This window comes from Endozoicomonas sp. YOMI1 (assembly GCF_024606345.1).
GTDB lineage: Bacteria > Pseudomonadota > Gammaproteobacteria > Pseudomonadales > Endozoicomonadaceae > Endozoicomonas.
The window spans coordinates 1-21429 of the sequence record NZ_JAHHPM010000290.1 but is presented as its reverse complement, the minus strand read 5'-3'; the positions used below and the strand labels follow the sequence as shown (position 1 = coordinate 21429).

General features: G+C 48.7%; 19 protein-coding genes. 14 read left to right on the top strand and 5 right to left on the bottom strand.

The features are described 5' to 3' along the window. Positions 1-14 precede the first annotated feature (14 nt). The 9 genes from KDK15_RS10155 to KDK15_RS10115 all read left to right on the top strand — a co-directional run bounded on the left by KDK15_RS10155 (position 15) and on the right by KDK15_RS10115 (position 7326). Positions 15-497 (top strand): L,D-transpeptidase, encoded by a 483-nt coding sequence (locus KDK15_RS10155; RefSeq protein WP_257295245.1) that lies wholly within the window; start codon positions 15-17, stop codon positions 495-497. A 31-nt stretch (positions 498-528) separates the two neighbouring features. Then, positions 529-1548 carry a beta-N-acetylhexosaminidase gene (nagZ, locus tag KDK15_RS10150; protein WP_257295244.1) on the top strand — a complete coding sequence of 340 codons (1020 nt, stop codon included), beginning with the start codon at positions 529-531 and terminating at the stop codon, positions 1546-1548. 273 nt (positions 1549-1821) lie between these two features. Then, a complete protein-coding gene (locus KDK15_RS10145) occupies positions 1822-1992 on the top strand; it encodes a hypothetical protein (protein WP_257295243.1) in 171 nt (56 codons plus the stop codon). Between the two features lie 160 nt (positions 1993-2152). Continuing rightward, positions 2153-3262, top strand: coding sequence for a hypothetical protein (locus tag KDK15_RS10140; RefSeq protein WP_257295242.1), 1110 nt, complete (start codon positions 2153-2155; stop codon positions 3260-3262). A gap of 98 nt (positions 3263-3360) precedes the next feature. After that, positions 3361-4143 carry a hypothetical protein gene (locus tag KDK15_RS10135; protein ID WP_257295241.1) on the top strand — a complete coding sequence of 261 codons (783 nt, stop codon included), beginning with the start codon at positions 3361-3363 and terminating at the stop codon, positions 4141-4143. A 107-nt stretch (positions 4144-4250) separates the two neighbouring features. After that, complete coding sequence (locus KDK15_RS10130) at positions 4251-5288, top strand: mechanosensitive ion channel family protein (protein WP_257295240.1); 1038 nt, start codon at positions 4251-4253, stop codon at positions 5286-5288. A gap of 37 nt (positions 5289-5325) precedes the next feature. Then, entirely contained in the window at positions 5326-6495 is a 1170-nt protein-coding gene (locus KDK15_RS10125; RefSeq protein ID WP_257295239.1) for a PP2C family protein-serine/threonine phosphatase, read from the top strand. 55 nt (positions 6496-6550) lie between these two features. Beyond that, on the top strand, positions 6551-6883 hold the full coding sequence (locus tag KDK15_RS10120) for an STAS domain-containing protein (RefSeq protein ID WP_257295238.1): 333 nt from the start codon (positions 6551-6553) through the stop codon (positions 6881-6883). Positions 6884-6885: 2 nt separating this feature from the next. After that, on the top strand, positions 6886-7326 hold the full coding sequence (locus KDK15_RS10115; RefSeq protein WP_257295237.1) for an ATP-binding protein: 441 nt from the start codon (positions 6886-6888) through the stop codon (positions 7324-7326). A 230-nt stretch (positions 7327-7556) separates the two neighbouring features. Here KDK15_RS10115 and KDK15_RS10110 read toward each other — a convergent pair whose 3' ends face one another. After that, positions 7557-8399, bottom strand: coding sequence for a peptidoglycan binding protein CsiV (locus tag KDK15_RS10110; RefSeq protein ID WP_257295236.1), 843 nt, complete (start codon positions 8397-8399; stop codon positions 7557-7559). A 100-nt stretch (positions 8400-8499) separates the two neighbouring features. After that, a complete protein-coding gene (gene mfd / locus KDK15_RS10105) occupies positions 8500-11958 on the bottom strand; it encodes a transcription-repair coupling factor (RefSeq protein WP_257295235.1) in 3459 nt (1152 codons plus the stop codon). A gap of 253 nt (positions 11959-12211) precedes the next feature. Here mfd and KDK15_RS10100 point away from each other — a divergent pair, with 253 nt between their 5' ends. The 4 genes from KDK15_RS10100 (at position 12212) to KDK15_RS10085 (ending at position 17288) form a co-directional block, all read left to right on the top strand. After that, entirely contained in the window at positions 12212-13645 is a 1434-nt protein-coding gene (locus tag KDK15_RS10100; RefSeq protein ID WP_257295234.1) for a glyceraldehyde-3-phosphate dehydrogenase, read from the top strand. 726 nt (positions 13646-14371) lie between these two features. After that, on the top strand, positions 14372-14605 hold the full coding sequence (locus tag KDK15_RS10095) for a FeoA family protein (RefSeq protein ID WP_257295233.1): 234 nt from the start codon (positions 14372-14374) through the stop codon (positions 14603-14605). Beyond that, positions 14602-16935, top strand: a complete 2334-nt coding sequence (gene feoB, locus KDK15_RS10090) for a Fe(2+) transporter permease subunit FeoB (protein WP_257295232.1) — start codon at positions 14602-14604, stop codon at positions 16933-16935. The genes KDK15_RS10095 and feoB overlap by 4 nt, the downstream gene beginning before the upstream one ends. Before the next feature lie 95 nt (positions 16936-17030). After that, a complete protein-coding gene (locus KDK15_RS10085; RefSeq protein WP_257295231.1) occupies positions 17031-17288 on the top strand; it encodes a FeoC-like transcriptional regulator in 258 nt (85 codons plus the stop codon). Positions 17289-17292: 4 nt separating this feature from the next. Here the strand turns inward: KDK15_RS10085 and KDK15_RS10080 are convergent, their stop codons facing one another. The 3 genes from KDK15_RS10080 to KDK15_RS10070 all read right to left on the bottom strand — a co-directional run bounded on the left by KDK15_RS10080 (position 17293) and on the right by KDK15_RS10070 (position 19331). Continuing rightward, positions 17293-17694, bottom strand: a complete 402-nt coding sequence (locus KDK15_RS10080; RefSeq protein ID WP_257295230.1) for a hypothetical protein — start codon at positions 17692-17694, stop codon at positions 17293-17295. Between the two features lie 131 nt (positions 17695-17825). After that, positions 17826-18269, bottom strand: a complete 444-nt coding sequence (locus KDK15_RS10075; RefSeq protein ID WP_257295229.1) for a DUF2147 domain-containing protein — start codon at positions 18267-18269, stop codon at positions 17826-17828. 36 nt (positions 18270-18305) lie between these two features. Continuing rightward, the gene (locus KDK15_RS10070; RefSeq protein WP_257295228.1) at positions 18306-19331 is read right to left on the bottom strand and encodes a GlxA family transcriptional regulator; all 1026 of its coding nucleotides are present in this window, start codon (positions 19329-19331) and stop codon (positions 18306-18308) included. Between the two features lie 186 nt (positions 19332-19517). Here KDK15_RS10070 and KDK15_RS10065 point away from each other — a divergent pair, with 186 nt between their 5' ends. Then, positions 19518-21359 carry a beta-ketoacyl synthase gene (locus tag KDK15_RS10065; RefSeq protein ID WP_257295227.1) on the top strand — a complete coding sequence of 614 codons (1842 nt, stop codon included), beginning with the start codon at positions 19518-19520 and terminating at the stop codon, positions 21357-21359. Positions 21360-21429: the final 70 nt, after the last annotated feature.

Here is a 21429-nt window from a genome sequence, read left to right as displayed (position 1 = left end):
AGCTTAATTTACCGATGCATCTTACTGTTCATATTGCCAGTCAGAAGATGGTGCTGCACGAGAAGGGCGGCAAGCGCCGTGTTTATTCAGTTTCTACTGCCAGCAAAGGAACCGGACAGCAGGAAGGGAGCTGGCAAACGCCCCTTGGGCTGCATGTTATCCGTGCAAAAATTGGTGCAGGTCTACCGGCTAATTCAGTATTTGTCGGACGTCGCTTTACTGGTGAGATCTATTCACCTGAGCTGCGTAAGCAGTATCCTGAAAGAAAGGACTGGATATTAACCAGAATTTTATGGCTCAGTGGCCTGGAGCGCGGATATAACCGGCTTGGTAATGTTGATACCATGCGCCGCTACATATACATCCATGGCTCGCCGGATACTGCAGTGATGGGAGAGCCTGGCTCACGGGGGTGTATCCGAATGCATGGGGAAGATATTATCCATCTGTTTGACCGTGTAGATACCGGTACCAGGATCGATATACAGCATAGCTGATACAGCTTTTTTGTTTTTAGAGGGTATAGTTTTGCCAACAGGCCTGAACCGTGGTGTTCTTTTGATCGATCTCAAGGGAACGCAGCTGACAGCTGAAGAAAACCAGCTGCTTTCCCTGCCCGGTGTTGCGGGTATTGTCCTTTTTTCCAGGAACTATCAGAGTCGGGAACAGTTAATTGCCCTGATCCGTTCTGTCCGGGACGTTCGCCGGGATCTGTTAATTTGTGTGGATCAGGAAGGTGGGCGTGTGCAACGCTTCAAGGACGGATTTACCCGTCTACCTCCGGCGCAGGCCTATGGGGTGTTTGACCCGGATCTGCACTGCCATATAGCTTATGAGTCAGGCTGGCTGATGGCCTCTGAGCTGCTGGCCTGTGGGGTAGATCTTTGCCTGGGGCCTGTGTTGGATATTGATCATGGTAAAACGTCGATTGTCGGGGATCGGGCTTTTGGGTGTTCGGTTGAGCAGGTGACTCAACTGGCCTCATTGTGGGTTGATGGGGTTCATGAAGCAGGAATGTCCGTGGTTATCAAGCACTTTCCGGGCCATGGAAATGTGGATTCTGATTCCCATGTGAGCCTTCCCCTGGATGATCGTACTTTTGATGAGATCTGCCAGTCTGACATGGAGCCTTTCCGGGTGATGATTCGAAAGGGGGTTGAGGCATTAATGCCAGCCCATATCCTGTTTCCCGCTATTGACCAGTATCCGGTCGGTTATTCACCAGAATGGCTGAAAAGGGTGTTGCGCAATCAGCTGTCATTTGATGGACTGGTTATCAGCGATTGCCTATCCATGGAAGGAGCGGCGAAAACCGGCAGTTATCCTGCCAGGGCCAGAGCCGCATTGGATGCTGGTTGTGATCTTCTTATTATTTGTAACCGTCAGGGAGTTCTGGAGGTATTGGCTGAAATAGACGGCTCTGGTTTACAGGGTGTCGGTCCGGGTGATTTGATGCCAGCCTCATACACTGACTGGGCGTCTCTTGAAAACTCAGAGCGCTACCGGGAAGTACGTAAAATGCTGGCCAGGGCCTTTGGGGCCGGCTGATTTTGCAATACTTTTTACTGGTTCCCATGGACACACCATCAAGTAATTTCCGGTAACTTTCCCTCTAAGTTACCGTACCGGTTTATAGTTAGTTCTCGTCCAAAAACTCTGCACCCCAGACGCAGGAAGGTTTAGAGGGCAATCATCAAGTTTTGTTTTGACGCCTTCTTTAACCAGTTTATCTGGGTTGCCGGGTTAAGCTGGTCAGCAGAAGAAATATGGGGAGGAACCGGAAATAATCTGTTTGAGCGCTTTCTCAGTTTTCGGGACCTATTGGTCATTGTTCTGTTCTGTTGGGTTTTTATCTCGTTTATCAGAGCACTGGAACAACGCTACCTTGGGGAAGGTGTTCTGGATGGGGTTGATCTTCAGTATGACCCGTCGCAAATTCGTGTGCCCGGTTATGGCCAATCAGTAAACCTTAAGATGCAAAATCCCTATTGAGGTTATTGAGTCGGAGATAGCCAGTCAAATCGGAACAGTCTGCTGTAGCAAAAATACTCGCGCAGGAATTCCGTTCCTTCAGGGGCGAGAAGAGATCAATGTAACACTCCATCGACCGATAATAACAAAAACTAATAAGTCGATATTGAGGAGCGTTCCCATGAACAGATTTTCAAGGGTCAGATGGGTCCTGCTGGTCAGTCTCTGCCTGGCGGCCAAGGCCTTCAGTGCCGGTCACAGCGTCCATATCCAGATGAGCAAGAAGGCCGTTGAGTTGGTCTCTGACCCGGCGTTGAGGAGTATCCTGCAAGAGTATAAGGCGCAGTGGGTGATTGGTTCTGGCCTACCGGACGGTGGTTACCTCAATGGTTATCCTTATGCCGAGATCAGCCACTGGTCGAAATTCCATCGCTCCTATTTCTCCCAAATCCAGAAACTCTGCCCTCCTGAAAAGCTGCAGCTGGCAGAGTGTAAAAAACTGGTTTCCCATTTTATGGGTATGGTGGCTCATGGCGTTGAGGATGAAATTTATGACAATTTATTGATGAGTTTATCCGACCAGGTGGATGGGCGTGGGGGGGATCATCTGGCCACGTCCAAGGATACCATCGTCGACAAATACGCCATTTACGATTACCAGGGGGCCTACGATGTGCATCCTACTGCGGTATCACCGCTGGATGTGGTTTATCAGGCGCTGCAACCACTGCTGAAATCGAAAGTACAACGTAGCCACATTGAAGAGGGGCAAGGTAATATTGTGGCAGCAGCCGTTTGGGAGCGGCAGCTGGTTAATCCGTTCAGCAATCTTATGGACAGCCGTTTATACCCATGGCTCCGGCAGAACTACCGGGACGGCATTGGCGGTATCAATTACACCGGGATCAGGGTTGCAAGGGTATGGGATTACTACTGGGCAAAGTTCAAGGGGCATGATCAGGTTGAGCCACATTTTTCGGTGTATCCTGAACCAGGGGGAGTTGTCGGCCTGAATACCAGTATTGGCCGTGGACGTTTTATCTTTATTGCTGATCGGCCACTTTCCTATTTTTACAGGGAGCTTGAGCTGCAAAAGTTGATGCTCGATGGCTCGTGGCAGGAAATCGCCTCTGAAAATTACTATCGTTATGATGGTTATCTCCACGCTGTTTATCCAAGTAAAGGTTTTGTCGCCGGGGAACAGTATCGGGCCATATTGTCCTATTCCGTTGATGGACTTCATTATGACCGGGAGCTGGTATGGAATGCCACCGCAGCAAGTATTCCCTGAATGGCGAGGAGTCTGTCAGATTTTTACGCAGTCGGTCAGTGGAAAATCTGAAAGTCTCCTGGACTAATATTTAATAAAAACATAACAGGGAAAGACTGATGACGTTGCCTCATCTTGACTCACAACAGGTATTACCGCCTTTCAAAGGGCCTTTGCTTCCCCCGGATCAAGTGTCAACTGATTCGTCAGGCAGCGTCGTTGTGGTACCGCCTTTAACCACTCCCCAGGAGAATTTTACAGACATTGCCCAGGTCCCGTTGGAAAAGCGCACCATTAAGGTAAGCGATTACAGTCTTGTAAATGGACAACCACCCTCTCGATTAAAAAAACTGGCATCGGCCATAAAAATCATTGGTGCTAATGTCATCAGGGCAGTTAATGAGAGCGTAACCGCCCGGCGACTGCTGCTCAGTGGCCTGGTGGGTGGTCTGGTGGGGCTGACATCCGGCGTCTTGCTGATGGCTTCGCTGACCGGGGGGCTCTCCATGGTTACCCTGATACCGTCACTCTCTATTTGCGCACCAGCGGCGGTGGTGGGGGCATTAGTAGGGGTTGCTGGGGGAATGGTCATGTTGGCAGGTTATGGTGCCACCAAGGGGCTGGTGCGCTCAGCAGCCTACCTCTGGCGTTCGCCGGAACAGCGCTTTCTGCATGATTACCGGCAGGCGGCAAACGAGTTGAAGTCGCTGGAAAAAGAGAGTGTCAACAACCGTCACATGCGCTCTGAAAAACATCTGCGGATTGGCATATTAAGAGCTTATCTGGAGCCCCGGCGCGCTGAATGTCAACAGCTGTTGACCGCAGGCGGTGCCCCCGATAAAGTCTGGCGTCAATATGGCTTCCGCCCGGCCAATAATATTCCTCCCTCTTCGATGGTTTGAGTCTACAGGCGGCAGTGATCGCAAGGCATGCACATTAAAGAAGATGTTAAACAAACTGGCTACAATTTATAAAAATAACCAACTGAAATCGCTGAATGATCCCGATCATGAACCCCGAATTTATCTCGTTCTATTCTCATTTGATTATTGCCTTTTTGCTGGCTGCTGCCTCATTTTATGGCATAAAGTGGCTGGCAAATTGCGAGCAAAGGAGGCCGGAAAGGGTATTCTGGTGTCTGGCTATCAACATATTGCGCAGACCCTTGCTGACGCTGCCCTGGGTGTTGTTCATCCTCTATTCGGCGCATTACTGGCCGGGGCTTGAACGGTCGGATGTCAATGAAACGCTTGATCTGATTCAAAAACTCATTCTGACCATCTATCCTGCCTGGTTCATCTGGGAAATCAGCCTGAATATGGCAGAGGTGCTGGATTCCATGGGAGAGCGGTGGCGCGAGCGCTTATCGCCTTCAGTTATTGCCCGTTCAGTGCAGCTGATTATCGTTGTCTCCACACTGTTGAGCCTTGCCCAGGCCTTCGGGTATAGCCTGTCAACACTTCTGGCCTTTGGTGGTATTGGCGGTATTATTCTGGGTCTTGCTGCCAAGGACTGGCTGGCAAACTTTTTTGGTGGATTAATGCTGATGTTGGATCGTCCTTTTACTGAGGGTGACTGGATTCGCTCTCCGGACCGGTCAATTGAAGGGCATATCGAAAAGGTTGGCTGGCGTCTGACAAAAATAAGAACGTTTGATAGACGGCCTATTTATGTTCCAAACTCAATCTTTACCGGCATAGTGGTCGAGAATGCCACGCGAATGAGAAATCGTCGGATGATTGAAAATTTTTCTCTTCGTTATGAGGATATTGGGAAAATTCCCCGTATTCTCAGTCGAATAGATGATCTTGTTCAAGAGGTTCCCGAGGTTGACAGTCGTGAGCCTCATTATGCTGTTTTCATTCGTTATGATGATTCTGCCCTTTTATGTCAGGTTCGGGTACATATCACAAGAACGGATCGTGTTGGTTTTTTAAAGGCTCAGGAATCTATTTTGCTTCTGGTTGCAGCGGTTGTTAACGAGGAAGGGGCGTCATTTGCTTATCCGACTCGAAGGATTCTTTCCGATGGGTCGATAACACAGTAGTTATATTCAATATGATGAAAATTGATAAAAAAAACTAATGGATATACTGATTGTTGAAGATGCCCGTGACCAGAGAATGATTCTTTCTGTGGTTTTGAAAAAGCAGGGACATCGTGTTTTTGAGGCATCAGACGGATATGAAGCACTGAATGTTCTGGAAAGCCATCCTGATATCCGGATCGTCATCAGCGACTGGATGATGCCCAATATGGATGGTATAGAGCTTTGTGAGGCGATCCGTAACAGTGATATTGGGTATTATGTCTATTTTATGCTGCTAACGGGTAACTCGGATCGTGAGGCCATGGTGGAAGGTATTAACCGTGGTGCTGATGATTTTATCAATAAGCCTGTGGATTTTGACGAGCTTGGTGCCCGCCTTAATGCCGGTATTCGAATTATCGAATTAAAAGCGGCTCTTGAACATAAAATACATACCATAGAAAAAGACTTGGAGTCAGCGGCAGAAACGCAGGCCCGTTTGCTATCTGAGCCAGCAAAAATTCAGAATGTGGATTTTAACTGGTATTTCAAACCAAGCCGCATTCTTGGTGGGGATATGTTTGGTTATCAGGCGCTTGATGGAGAGACACTGGACTTCTATCAGCTGGATGTAGCCGGGCATGGTATTCCGTCAGCACTGTTTTCTTTTTCATTGAACAATACCCTGCGTGAGGACGGAGGTGGATCACTGGTTAAGGAGTCATTCAGTGAGCCACCTTTCTATCGGGTAAAAGAACCGGATGAAGTGCTGATGAGCCTGAATGAACAGTTTCAGGCAAAACCTGAGTCGATGCTCTACTTCACCATAGCCTACGGGATAATAAACAGCCGAACCGGTTCTGTTACGCTGTCGCAGGCTGGCCATCCGTCATCACTGTGGCTGAAAAGCAGTTCAAAATCTGTCGAAAAAATTACCTGTGGCGGTGTACCGATAGGTATGATGCCAGCGATGACCTATGAAAATGTCACTATTCAGCTTCAACCTGGCGATAGACTTTTTCTTTACTCCGATGGGGTGACGGAGTGTGAAAACAATACCGGTGAAATGTTTGGTGAAGACCGGCTGGTATCTGCCCTGGAAGATGCTATTGATCTCACCATTGAAGCCATGATCAGTCGCGTTGAGCAGGACATTATTAACTGGACCGGAGCTGATGTTTTTGAGGATGATGTAACTTATCTGGTATTGGAGTGGCAGCCGTAACCAGGCTTCTGCTGCCTTATTGATTATGCAATGTTTATGACGCAAGGAGAGCGACATGCCATTTGACTCTAAAAATGATGCCGGGCATACCATCGTATCGATCGACGAAACCCGGCTTGATGCTTCTCTATCAGAGCCTCTGAGGATTTACCTGTTTGACCAGATCGACAATGGTTCCGATAACCTGGTTATTGATTTATCCCAGGTGCGCTTTATGGACAGTAGCGGTTTGGGGGCATTGGTGGCAGGTCTGAAAAAAATGGGGGGGGCAGGTTCAATGAAACTGGCCAGTGCCCAGCCTGCAGTTATGGATCTTTTTAGTCTTACCTCTATGGACAAGCTGTTTACCATTCTCCCTACAGTGACCGAGGCCATTGAGGAGAAGTAGTCATGACGGACGAAAAGGGTCAGGCAGTCAGGCTTGAGATTGACAGTGAACTGGCGAATACCACCCTGATTGCCATGGCTGTCCGGGGCCTTTGTGCGATGACAACACTGTCCCCGGTAGAGGTTAATCGTGTGGAGCTGTGTGTGGTTGAGATTGTTAATAATGCCATTGAACACGCCTATGGTAATGAAAAGGGGCATAAGGTTGAGGTTGGGGTCAGTCTTTTGCAAGCTTGCATAATGCTGACCATAAGTGATTGGGGTAAGCCAATGGATCAGGGGAAACTGGGGAGCAGGGATATGTCAGTGGACCCTGACAATCCTGCGGCGTGGCTATGCAGTGGTAGAGGTTTGCCGATCGTCCAGAGTTTGATGGATAACGTCGAGTATCAGACTGTTGGGGATAAAAACAGTTTTATCATGAGTAAGCAGATCAGGAGTTAGTACACGGTTTCAATACAGTTGATGGGTTCTATCTATCATTGACCTCCAAACTCCGTTCGTCCTGAGCGGAGTCGAAGGACATAAAATCCATACCCTGAATAAAGACTGTGCTAATCACCCTTCGTCCGTGCATCCTGAGCGGAACCGAAGGACTCTCAGGGTGAACGGTGATTGTCCACATCAAACTCATTGAAATGATGTACTGGTCTGTTCACTCATTTTTAGCAACGTCAGCTGCTTTTTTCTGAAATTATCATACCTGTTTCCACCAGAGTGCCGGGGCGGTCATAGGGCGTAAGTTTGAATAGGACGCCAATCTCCGGACTGTCTATGTATTGAAGTTTCTTTACATTTCGGATTCTTCTTCGCTGTTTTATTTGAAAGTTATCGGTTATGCGCAAGGGTGGAGAGCCATCATCCAGTCTCACCAGGTTGTCAGATTCTATATGAGAAGCAGCAAGAACGTCGGATGTCTTTTGTTCGTAGTTGTGCTTCTCCCCGGACAGTGTGGAGTAGAGTGATTCCGGACTTAATTTATTCAGCCACAGATCAATATCAACATGCAGAAAGCGCTCTTCACTGACGCTGACCGTGCCATTCAGCAACAGGTTGTCCTGCCCACTGATAGCAGCCCGGATTTCAATCGGTCGCTTACCTGATTCAGCGCTGACAGGCATTCGCCATGCTTTATGGGTAATCACCTGATAGTTGCGATTTTTCTCAAGTGCAGTAACCTGGCTGTTCAATATCCTTTCATTGGCTGGTAGCGCGATGTAGGCATCACGCATAGTATCAGGATGGCTTTGGTGTTCAGGCTCAATGATGTCAAACAGAGGACTGCTATCATCAGGGCCTGTATCATGAGTTTGCAGCCTGATCGTATTTTCAGGCGCCCGGTAACCGGCAACGGGAGGCCAGGCTTCGCCACTGTCATTATTCTGGTAACGAAAAACCACAAGATCTACCTGATACCATGGGGTATCAGGTCTGCCATTACTTTCCTTTTGTGCAGCAGAAAGCGGTAAATTAACAAGTAGTGCTATCGACAATGCGATAAGCTGAAGTTTTTTCATGCAGAATATCCTTGGATCTCCCAATCCGGAATCAGGGGTTATGGTTTTTGTGCAGCACCACCGGGCTGCCAGTCAGGCATTTACTGTTAGACATAAGCAGTTAACCAGCGAGCCTGCCCAGCAGCGTTTCTGTTGCCTTAAACCTCTGTTCCGGAGTTTCCATTGCGTCAATGTACTTTAAGATGCTGCTTCCTTCCAGCCTGAAATGCTGAGGGCTTGACTGGATAAGGTTAATAATCAGCATGGGGTCGACACTGGGCTGTTCTTCAAACTCAACTCTTGCTTCTTTGCTGCTGGCGTCCAGTTTCTTGATTCCCAGTTTCTGGGCATAAAGTTTTAACTTCATCTGACGGAACAGGTTTTTGGCCGGGTCGGGCAAGAGGCCAAACCGGTCAATCAGCTCAACCTGAAGGTTCTTTAACTTTTCCTCATTTTCAGCGGCGGCAATTCTCTTATAGAGAATCAAGCGGCTATGGACATCGTGAATATAGTCTTCAGGTAACAGGGCCGGAAGCCGTAAGTTCACTTCTGTGCCATGGTTCAAAGGCTGATCCGGATTGGGTGTTTCGCCGTTGCGGATGGCGTTAACAGCTCGCTCAAGCATCTCGGTGTAGAGCGTAAATCCAACACTTTGTATCTGGCCACTTTGACCTTCCCCCAGCAGTTCACCAGCGCCTCTGATCTCCAGGTCGTTCGAGGCCAGCATGAACCCGGCACCAAGGGTTTGTGCTTCTGATATGGCTTCAAGACGTTTCGCGGCATCAGCAGTCATCAATTTCGGTGCTGGTGTTAACAGATAAGCGTAGGCCTGGTGGTGTGAGCGACCAACCCTGCCTCTAAGCTGATGCAGTTGGGCCAGACCAAACTTGTCAGCTCTGTTGATGATAATAGTATTGGCGTTAGGGATATCGATGCCGGTTTCAATAATGGTTGTACATACCAGCACGTTGTAGCGTTTGTGGTAAAAATCTGACATCACCTGTTCAAGCTGACGCTCACGCAATTGGCCATGACCGGTGATGACCCGTGCTTCAGGAATCAGTTCCTGAAGGTCGCTGGCTACTTTTTCAATGGATTCAACCTGATTGTGAAGATAGTACACCTGCCCGCCACGAAGTAGCTCCCTGAGGATCGCTTCTTTTACCAGCGGTTGATCATATTGACGGACAAAGGTTTTAACCGATAGTCGCCGTGCCGGTGGTGTCGCAATAATGGAAAGGTCGCGAATACCGGACATCGCCATGTTGAGCGTTCTTGGAATGGGCGTTGCGGTCAGGGTCAGGATATCAACCTCGGACCTTAAGGACTTGAGTTTTTCCTTGTGGCGAACCCCAAAGCGGTGCTCTTCATCAATAATAAGAAGGCCAAGATCTTTAAAGGTAAGGTCTCCCTGAAGAATCTTGTGGGTACCAATAATAATATCCAGTTTGCCCTCAGTGAGCCGCTCTTTTGCTTGATCCACGGATTTTTGTGACTTGAATCGTGAAATAACATCAATTTCGATCGGCCAGTCGGCAAAACGATCACGAAAACTTTCGTAGTGTTGTTGTGCCAGAAGCGTCGTGGGGACCAGAATGGCCACCTGTTTCCCGCTGTGAACCGCAAGGAATGCGGCCCGCATGGCAACTTCTGTTTTACCAAAGCCAACATCACCACAGACCAGGCGGTCCATTGGTTTTGGTGCGCACATATCACCAATGACAGCGGCGATGGTCTGTTGCTGATCGGGCGTTTCTTCAAACGGAAAGGCCGCAGCGAAAGCCAGATAGTTCTGCTCTGGCTCAGTGAAAGGAAACCCTTTTCGTGCCTCTCTGCGGGCATAAATATCCAGCAGTTCAACGGCTACGTCCCTGGCTTTTTCGGCGGCCTTTCGCCGCACCTTGCTCCATTGCTCGCTGCCCAGCCGATGAAGCGGGGCAAGTTCATCGTCAGCACCGGTGTATCGGGAAATCAGGTGGAGAGAAGCGACAGGAACATAGAGTTTGGCTTCGTTGGCATATTCAAGGGTCAGAAACTCAGTGGTCTGGCCATCCACTGCCAGTGTTTCCAGCCCTCTGTATCTGCCAACGCCATGGTCAATATGAACCACAGGGGCTCCGATTCTTAACTCGGTGAGGTTGCGAATAACCTGGTCAGCACTCTGTTCGTCTTCCGTCTTCCGCCGTCTGGTCTGTTGTACTCTCTGGCCTAGCAAAAGCGCTTCCGGGATAACAGCAATTTGCTCTTCCGGTAAATACAGTCCGTTGTCCAGTAGTCCGGTACTGACAGCCAGAGCGGGCTTTTCTTTGAGAAATGCGGGCCAGCTATCGCATAGGTCAGGGGTTATATTATTTTGGCTCAGCAACTCCAGCAGTACTTCCCGCCGCCCGGCACTTTCGGCGACCAGAAGGACATGATTAATGTCATTTATAAAGGTTTTGAGGTGTGCCAGTGGCTGCTCAAGCCGGGCATTAATGGTCAGTTCCGGCAACGCTTCGCGGATTAAGTTAAACCGACCGGCTTTAGGTGCAACAGGCTGTTCAAACAATGTGACTCTGGGGAAGTCGTTCAGTCTGCTGTATAACTCCTCCGAGGGCATCAGAACCCGGGATGGCGGAAGTATTGGCCTTTGCGGATCAACACGGCGGTTTTCATATCGTGCATGAACATCCGAATAAAAATGATCCAACGATGAACCCACGGTGTCGTAGATCAGTATTCGGGTGTTTTGTGGCATATAGTCGAAAAGCGTTGACGTCTCCTGGAAGAAGAGAGGCAGATAGTATTCAATGCCCGGGCTGGCTATGCCCTTGCTGATGTCCTGGTAAATCGGGCATTCACGATAGTTTACGTCAAAGGTTTCCTGAAAATTACTGCGAAACAACGCTATCCCTTGCTTATCAAGGGGGAACTCATGCCCTGGTAACAGTTGTATCTCCTCAACAGTTTCGATGGAGCGTTGCGTTTCAGGATCAAAGGTTCTCAGTGACTCTATCTCATCATCAAAGAGATCAACTCGATAGGGCGTGTCAGCCCCCATGGGAAAAATATCAACAATAGAGCCACGAATAGCGAACTCGCCATGTTCCATCACTGAGTCAACACAGCGATATCCAGCCTGTTCAAACTGGCCTCTGCGTTCATCAATGATAAACCGGGTTCCCGGTTGCAACGACAGGCAGCTGCCCAGCAGATAGTTCTTCGGACACAGGCGGTGTAACAGTGTAGTTACGGGCACAATCAGAATTTTTTTTCTGCCACGGTTGTCGGTCAGGGGAAGATGGTAGAGTGTTGACAGTCGTTGGGAAATAATATCCTGATGGGGTGAGAATGTATCGTAGGGCAATATTTCCCAGTCCGGCATTTGCTGAACATTGATGTGTGCTTCTTCAGCAAGGAAAAAGACCAGCTCTTCTTCCAGCCGGTTTGCTGATGAACTGTCCGGAGTAATAATCATCAGCGGATGGTTGTCCGTTACCGCAGTACAGGAAATGGTAAAGGCAGGACCGGCTTTTGCAAGATTTCCCCACTGAAGCTTGTCGCCGGGGTGGGTTGGCAGAGGAATAGTGTGTTGAAACATGAAAATCCTGAAGGTTCTCCTGATTACCCCAAATTATAAGAGATGGATTGTAGCGGTTGTGATCCTGTTCTCCCAGTATTGCCAGAGTGAAATGGCGGAATAAGGGCAAAAATTAAATGCGTAAAGATTATCAATGTTAATGTTTGATAATCTTTGTTGCCTCGGACACCATCAACAAGGATAATACCCACGAAACATAAGTCCCAATTAAGGGGCTGTATTTGAAATAGAAAATAATAAACGGGAATTTATCGTGGTAACAGACCGTTTTCAGGACTGGAAAGAGCGTGAAGCACTGGCTGAGTCAATGATCCCACTGATCGGCAGGTTGTATAGAAATCACCATGTTGTCACGTCTGTGTTTGGGCATCCCGTCATTAACCGCTCCGTTATTAGCCTGTTAAAAGCTCACAAGTTTGTTCGTCAGATTGAGGATAATGGTCTTTCTGTCCGTGAGACATACTCTGTGCTGGAAATTCTGACCGGTCTTGATCTGGGGCCATCTCGTATTGATATTGGCAAGCTGGCCGTTGGTTACCGGGCGGAAGCTGAAGACCGGTCACTGAAAGAGTATGTGACCGGGCAGGTAGCGTCAGTGACTAATGGTCATAAACAGACTTTGGGCCCTGGTCAGGATGTCGTATTGTATGGTTTTGGACGAATTGGCCGTTTAATGGCCAGAATCCTGATTGAGCGCGCGGGCAGTGGCTCTGGTCTTAACCTGAGGGCCGTGGTTGTCAGACCCGGCGGTGCAGGTGATGATCTTCAGAAGCGGGCAAGCCTTTTACGTCGCGACTCTGTCCATGGCTCTTTCCAGGGCACTATTTCTGTTGATGAAGAGAATAAAGTCATCTATGCCAATGGTGTGGCCATTCAGGTCATTTATTCCAATGGCCCGGATTCCATCGATTACACGCAGTATGGCATTAATAATGCCGTGGTTGTGGACAACACTGGGAAATGGCGTGATGAAGAGGGGCTGGGCCTTCATTTGCAATCAAATGGGGTATCCAGAGTTCTGCTGACAGCTCCGGGTAAAGGGGATATCAAGAATATTGTTTATGGGGTAAATCATAACGATATTAAGCCAGAAGATCAGATTCTTTCCGCCGCCTCCTGTACCACTAACGCTATCACGCCTGTGCTGAAGGCGATTAATGATGAGTTTGGTGTTGAACACGGTCATGTTGAGACGGTTCACTCTTACACCAATGATCAGAATCTGATTGATAATTACCACAAAGGTGAGCGTCGTGGACGCAGTGCTGCCCTGAATATGGTCATTACCGAAACCGGAGCAGCTAAAGCCGTTGCCAGGGCTTTGCCTGAACTTGAGGGTAAGTTGACGGGTAATGCTATCCGGGTGCCGACCCCTAATGTTTCACTGGCAATCCTTAACCTTTCCCTGGCCAAAGCAAGCACAGTTGAACAGCTTAATCGCTTTATCAGAGAGACCTCACTGTATTCCAGCCTCCAGAAACAGGTGGACTACGTAACGTCTGTTGAAGCGGTTTCCAGTGATTTTGTGGGTAGCCGTCGTGCGGGCGTTGTTGATGGGCAAGCCACTATCGTTGACGGAAAACGCTGTGTGCTTTATGTCTGGTATGACAATGAGTTTGGTTACAGCTGTCAGGTCAACCGGATACTTCAATTTATGTCTGGTGCGATGTACCCGTCGGTTCCATAAAATGATCACTTATCAGTAATGACCACTTCAAAGAGTGACTGAGTAGTTGTCCTGCTGATCAGTCGGTCTACATTCCATATCTTTTCGGCACTTATCTGTCATATTCCAGACTCAGGGCAGGGGCAAGGACCCCTGCGCCTATTTTGAGTTTCACAAAACGCACTCAGAAGTTGAAAATCAGGATCAGAGGATATTACATGAATTTTTTGGTTCAAAATTGTGAGGATGGAGAATTGAACATAATACCTCTAATGGGATTACCAAGCATGGCATCATTCCTCATTTTGGTTATGGGAGTTACTAGTTAATTGACCAATAATTGAAAAATAAGTTTCATTGGCATGAAAAAAGAAGTTTGTTGCTGTTCTAATCAAACCGGAACATAACGGGCGCTCAAGCAGACGGCGCTATAGGTGCCGTCCCTCAGATTCGCGATATCCGATTTACCTTCAAATACGTATAGCTGATTTGAATTGACATAAGTCAACATTGAGGAGGGTTATTGAATTTCTAAATTGTAACCATTCTCATTTGCGTATATATTCGTTTCAGTTGAAGATTTGCCAGACACTAGCGATTTCATACTAAAAACCCTACAAAAATCAGGCTTTTGTTCCTGGCATATGATTTAAGTCAAAATGTTTTGGTCGCTGTTTGAAAGTTTTCACCTGCTGTGAGGTACAGGAACTATCAGGACCGACTTATGATGTCTTTGGAGAGCAGTACATGAAGGTGACATTGGGTGAACTGAAAGCCGGCGAATGTGGCCGGGTAATGGCTTTTCTGGATGCTGGCAGTGCCTACCGACGGAAATTGCTGGCAATGGGACTGACTCCCGGAACCCGGTTCACAGTTTGTCGTGTTGCTCCCATGGGGGACCCAATCCAGTTGGAAGTCAGAGGCTTCCAATTATCTATTCGAAAAGATGAAGCCGCTGTTGTAGAGGTTTCCAGAACATGAAAAAACACGTTGTTGCGATCGTAGGGAACCCTAACTGTGGTAAGACAACGCTGTTCAATGCGTTGACCGGTGCCCGGCAGCGGGTTGGTAACTGGCCTGGCGTCACTGTGGAAAAACGCAGTGGTTTTTATACCTTTGCAGATAACGCCATAGAAGTTGTTGACCTGCCCGGAACCTACTGTCTTGATGTCGTTGACAGCGACGTTTCTCTTGATGAAAAAGTTGCCCGTGATTACATTCTGAAGCGTGAAGCTGATTTAATTATCAATATTCTTGATGCTTCGAATATCGAAAGAAATTTGTACCTGACCACTCAATTACTGGACATGGGTGCGCCGGTAATCGTTGTACTCAATATGATGGACGTTGCCCGAGAAAAGGGCATGGTCATTGATATTGCTAAGCTCTCTGAGGAACTTGGCTGCCCGGTGCTGCCCCTGGTTGCCAGTAAGACAAGCAATATCAAAGGCTTTTTAAAAAACATTAATGGCTTTTTGAATAATGGTATTTCAGTGGCCCCACCATTGAACCTTGGTGAACAACTGGAACAGGCCATTCGTGTTATTGAATCGACCCTTGAAGAGTTAGCCAATCTTGATAGTCCGCTGTCCCGGCGCTGGTATGCATTGAAGTTATTGGAAGGTGACAATGTTCCAGTTCCGGAGCTGAACTGGCAAGTGGTTAATGTGGCCAGTCAGCAGCGTCATATCATTGAAGCTGCATTTGAGGAAGATCTGGACATTATTCTGGCCAGTCGACGTTACGATGTGGTTGGCCACATCATGAAGTCAGTGATTCGTGAGCGAGGCGTTGTCAGTCACCGGCTGACCGAATCCATTGATCGTGTCGTATTGAACCGGGTGTTGGGGTTCCCCATTTTCCTGGGTGTCATGTATCTGATGTTCATGTTCACCATTAACTTCGGCAGTGCCTTTATCGACTTTTTTGATATCTTTACCGGTACTCTGCTGGTGGACGGACTGGGCCACTGGCTGGGTTCGGTTGGAGCCCCCGCCTGGGCAGTGACGTTACTGGCGGATGGTGTGGGTGGTGGTATCCAGACAGTGTCGACATTTATCCCGGTCATTGCTTTCCTGTTTCTGTTTCTTTCCATACTGGAAGATTCGGGCTACATGGCCAGGGCTGCTTTTGTCATTGACCGGCTAATGCGGTTTCTGGGGCTTCCGGGCAAAGCATTTGTTCCTATGCTGGTTGGCTTTGGCTGCAACGTGCCTGCGATTATGGCCGCACGCACACTGGATAATGAGAAGGATCGCCTGTTGACCATCTCCATGGCTCCCTTCATGTCCTGTGGTGCCCGATTGCCGGTGTACGCACTGTTTGCCGCCGCCTTTTTCCCTGAGTCCGGCCAGAATGTGGTGTTTATCCTCTATCTGGTGGGTATCCTGGCCGCGATATTTACCGGGTTGATTCTCAAGCAGAGCGTCCTCAGCGGGGATACTTCGCCATTTATCATGGAGTTGCCCAATTACCATTTGCCATCGGTGACCCAGGTAATGTTACGAACCTGGGATCGTCTCAAAGCTTTTATCTTGCGTGCTGGCAAAGCGATCGTGATGGTGGTGGTCGTGCTCAACACCCTGAATGCTATTGGTACCGATGGCTCTTTCGGTCACCAGAACACTCAGAGCTCCATGCTCAGCAAGATTGGCCAAACCATTACACCGGCATTTGCCCCCATGGGCATGACGGAAGAAAACTGGCCAGCGGCTGTAGGACTGTTCACGGGTATTCTGGCGAAAGAAGCCGTTGTGGGTACTCTTGACTCAATGTATGGTGCGATTGCCGCTTCTGAAAACGCTGACACTGACGGTGCAACGACTTTTGACCTGTTGGCAGGCTTGAACAACGCCATTGCCACTATTCCGGCAAATCTGAGTGGTTTAAGTGGAACACTGACAGATCCTCTGGGCGTCGACGTTGGAGATTTGACCGATCTGGATGCGGTTGCCGAAGAGCAGGCAGTTAAGGTCAGCACTTTCTCTGTTATGGCAGGCCTGTTCCCCAGTAATGCTGCGGTCATTGCCTACTTATTAATGATCCTTCTGTATACCCCCTGCGTAGCAGCATTGGGCGCTATTTACCGGGAAACCAGTCTGGGGTGGACGCTCTTCATTGCCGGATGGACTTTCTTTCTTGGCTATGCGGTTGCCACTATTTATTATCAATTGTCTCTGGTATCTGTGCAGCCCGGTGAAACGCTACTTTGGGTGGTATCGATAATGCTGATGATGTTTATTGTGATTACCTTGATGAAACGGATGGGAGCCACAGTTCTGCATGGGCGAATGGATGTCAGTCCGCAATGATATCGCAGACAAGATATCGTAGACGCAAAGAGTGACCAGAAGCACTGACAGTGCTTTTGGCCATCAACTGAAACCTGAAGTGACAGGCGCTAACCATGCTGATCAAAATTCGTGATTATTTGAAACAGCAGAAAGTTTGCTCTCTGGCTGACCTCAGTGTGAAATTCAATACGACACCTGAGGCCATGAGAGGGATGCTCTCACACTGGTTAAGGAAAGGTCAGTTGAGCTGTGAACAGCCGGGTTGCTTTGTGGCCTGCAAAAAGGGCTGTGTTTCCTGTGACCCTGCCGAGTTGGAGATCTATCGATGGCAGGGTAAGGCGCAACAAATACCGGTGTTTAATCTTGCCTGAGATTTCACTGAACCCGATACAGGTAAACAGGGGTCTTGTACAGATCGTCTGCCTTAATGACCTGAACCGGTTCTCTGCCTGAAAGGCTGAATGTATGGGTGACTACCCAGCAGCCTTTGGGCAGTTCAGGAATAATTTCTGTTGCAAAGCGCCTCATGGCACCGGGAAATAAATAACAAACAACAAGTTCCGCATTACTGAAATCGGCTGCAAAAAAATCCTTTCTTTTTACCTCAATTCCATAAACCACCTGTGTATAGATGGCAGGAATTGGGGAACGTTCCCAGGCCTTAATCTGTTTGTCAGGGTATTTTTCCCTTAATGTGGGAATCAGGTGCCCCCAGCCACAACCAAGCTCCATAACATGGCCGGACACGTTATCGGGAAGGATGTCTCTGATAGCCATCCTGACTTTTCCAGAGGTGGGAGTAGGACCAATGCCGAGGCGTAAGGTCCAGAAGAGAATAGAGCCAGTGATCAGACCGGCTGCAATCAGAAACGCTGTTGTAATTATTAATGAGTTCAAGGGATTATGTTTTAATCTTCAACACGTTCCCAGGTTTGCGAACGGCCAATCAGCGCGAACCCGATATAACCCCGGACTTCCAGTTTTCTGCCATCTTCCAGCACTTTCATGTTAGCGCTGTAGACTTTCCCGGACTCAGGGTCGACGATTTTTCCATCGTCATATTTGCTGCCTTGCTTTTCCATACCCCAGAGTATGGTCATACCCTGGACCTTCTGATCTTTAAGGTCGCCCTGGCACTGGTCGCAAATGCTGTCCTGTTTGGCAGGATCAAGAATCTGGGTCACTTTGCCAGACAGCTTGCCATTCTCTTCGAAGATTGTGACATAACTTTTTGCTTCACCAGTGCTGTCATCAATGGTTTTCCAAATGCCCAAAGGCGAAGCCGCGAGGCTGAAAGAGGACAGGCAGAGGGACAACAATGCAGCGCCCAGAGCGCGTTTTTTCAGGAACATGTGAGAGAGTCTCCAATACCCCGGAATTTACTGTAATCATTCCATTGTGGTGTCATTCAGGTAGAACAGTTTGCCACGGACACTTCTGCGAAATTCAGAAGGCGTGAGCTGGTAGCGACGTTTGAATAATCTGGAAAAATAATCAGCGTCGGTATATCCCACCTGCAGGGCAATTTCGGCAATGCCCAGGTTGGTATTCTTTAATAGATCGCTGGCCTGATCAAGCCTGATTTTGCGGACATATTCCATGGGGGGGGAACCGGTGGCCTGCTGAAAGCGGCGATTCAGTGTCCGGGCATTCAAACCTGACAGTTTGCCAAGGGCAGCAAGAGAAATTTCACTGGCGAAATGATGGTGGATAAAGTCCTGCAGGGAGACGATCACTTCATCCTGGTGTGCTGTCGCATGATCTTCAGCAAAATGGGTGTCTTTGAAGGGTTTTCTGATTTCATGGGAGAACTGCTGTTCAACCTTCTGGGCGATTGATTCGCCAAGGGCTACGCCAATCATGTGCACCATCAGGTCAGCGACCGAATTGACACTGCCAGCACAATAAATACGACCTGCCCGGGTGATCAGGTGATTGGGTTTGAACTCAATACCAGGAAAAAAACGTTGCAGTTTTTCCATGTAAAACCAATGGGTTGTGGCTGGTTTTTGATCCAGAATCCCGGTTTCTGCCATAAACGCCACCCCGGTGCCTGCAGCGGCCAATACGGCACCGGCATCGTATTGGCGTTTTAACCATTCAATGATTTCCGGGTGTTTCCTGACCACCGGAATCGGGTTGCGCCAGAGCGCAGGAACCAGGATCAGATCACCATAGCCGCTTTGTTTAAAGGTTCTATCCGGTGTCAGTCTCAGGCCGCCAGTGGTGGTGACGGGGTCTGGCGTACTGGCACAGAAATGAACTTCAATACTTTTTTTATTGGCCGACAGCCGGGTGTAGGTCATGGCCGCTTCCAGCATCTCAAGCGGTAATGTCACACTTGTACTGATCATATGCTCCACCATAGGTATCAGTACACGGTTTAACTGGATTGGAGGAGGTTGTTGAAACATTGGAAAAAACTGCTCAGGGGGGTGTCTTTTTTATCCGTATTTGTGTCTTTTTCATCCGGTTAAGTTTATCACGAAATCATTAAACTAGTGCCAACTTCATTTGATTCTTAATTTGCATTCATAACAACCTGATCTCTACTCAGACTCTGAGTGGCAGGTAATTCTGTTGTTATACAGGAGTGTGGTTTGTCCAGATTACCCGTTATTGTTGCTCAAGGTGGGGTCAGCCCAGCTGGAAGAACCTCTGGTTTTCATGGTTACCGTCGTTTGGTGCTGGAATGCCTGAGTGACCGGTCGCAGCACGAAACCCTTGCTGCGCTTCGAGCGCTGAGAAATCTGCCACAAGACAGCAGTCGGGAAGATATTCTGTCTGGAACATTGATTCGACAGCTGGAAAACAACCTGTTTAATCCTGAAGCTATTTCCTTTCATCAGGCTATTCAGGCTGAGTCCGGATCGGAAATTATTCTTAAGGGCCGTCGTTTACCCAATCCACTGCCCGATGGCTGGCAGTTAGAAAAACTGGAAAATGGCCAAATCAAGGTGAGAATCGAAGCCAGCCAGCCGTTAATGATTGCTTCAATCCGTGAATCACTGGTCAATGCCGCGGGTCAGCTGCCCAGCGGGTTTGCTCCGGAAAAGCTGTACCAGTCCCGGAACCACCCCAGGTCACTGACAATGACGGTGTTCGGTGCATCCGATGCGATCTATTCTTCCGGCATGGAATGGAATGCGGTCAAACAGAAGCTAAGCCCTGAAGAGGTTGCGGTTTATTCCGGCAGTGCCATGAGTCAACTGGATTTTAATGGTAATGGCGGTTTGCTTCAGTCCCGTTTGATGGGTAAGCGGGTGACTTCCAAGCAGTGTCCACTGGGTTTTGCCGAAATGTCGGCGGATTTTATCAATGCCTATATCCTTGGCTCTCTGGGTGGCACGGGTACCAGTATGGGAGCCTGTGCCACCATGCTTTACAACCTGGAGCAGGCGGTTTCTGAAATTCGCAGTGGCCGCCGTCGTCTGGTGATTGTGGGCAATAGTGAAGCGCCAATTACTCCGGAAGTCATGGAAGGTTATTCCACCATGGGAGCTTTGACCACTGATGCTGCACTGCGGAAACTGGATGGTTTGTCGGATTCTGATAATCCGCACTGGCGCAGAGCCTGTCGCCCATTTGCTGATAATGCCGGTTTCACCATTGCCGAATCCAGCCAGTTTCTGGTGTTGATGGATGACCAACTGGCCCTTGAGTGTGGTGCACAGATTCTGGGATCCGTGGCGGATGTATTCATTAATGCGGATGGTTTCAAGAAGTCTATTTCTGCACCGGGAGCCGGTAATCATTTGACCGTCGCCCGGGCTGCTGCCCTGGGAAGAGCCATTGCTGGCGAGAATGCCCTTCGTTACCGGAGTTTTGTTCAGGCCCATGGCACAGGAACACCACAGAACCGGGTGACCGAGTCACAGATTCTCAGTGAAACCGCAAAAGTGTTCGGCATGGAAAGCTGGCCGGTGGCAGCGGTGAAAAGTTATGTTGGCCATTCCATTGGCGCAGCGGGTGGTGATCAGATTATGGCGACATTGGGTGCCTGGCAACATGGGGTCATTCCCGGTATCAGAACGATCAAGAGTCTGGCTGAGGATGTTTACTCGGAAAAACTCAATATTCTGCTGAATCATCTGGAAACCGGTGTTGATCAGATGGATCTTGCCCTGATTAATGCCAAGGGTTTTGGTGGCAACAATGCCACAGCCCTGTTGCTTAGCCCCGGAATAACCCGAAAAATGCTGACAGCCCGTCATGGCGATAAGGCCATGACTCAATGGCAACAGAAAAACGAGTCAGTCACCCAACGGCAGGATGACTATGAACAGCACTGCCAGAGCGGTGCAGCTAATCCCATTTATCAGTTTGGTGAGGGTGTGCTGGATGGTTCTGATCTGACGTTTACTGAACAACAAGTCAATGTTCCGGGCTATGGGAAGGCGTTGGATCTGGAGATGGAAAACCCTTTCTGGCAGTTTAACTGATAATATCGGGGGGCTGTATTAAGTAGTTAACCAAATGAAATCATATTTTCTGACTAAGTGATCAGTCACT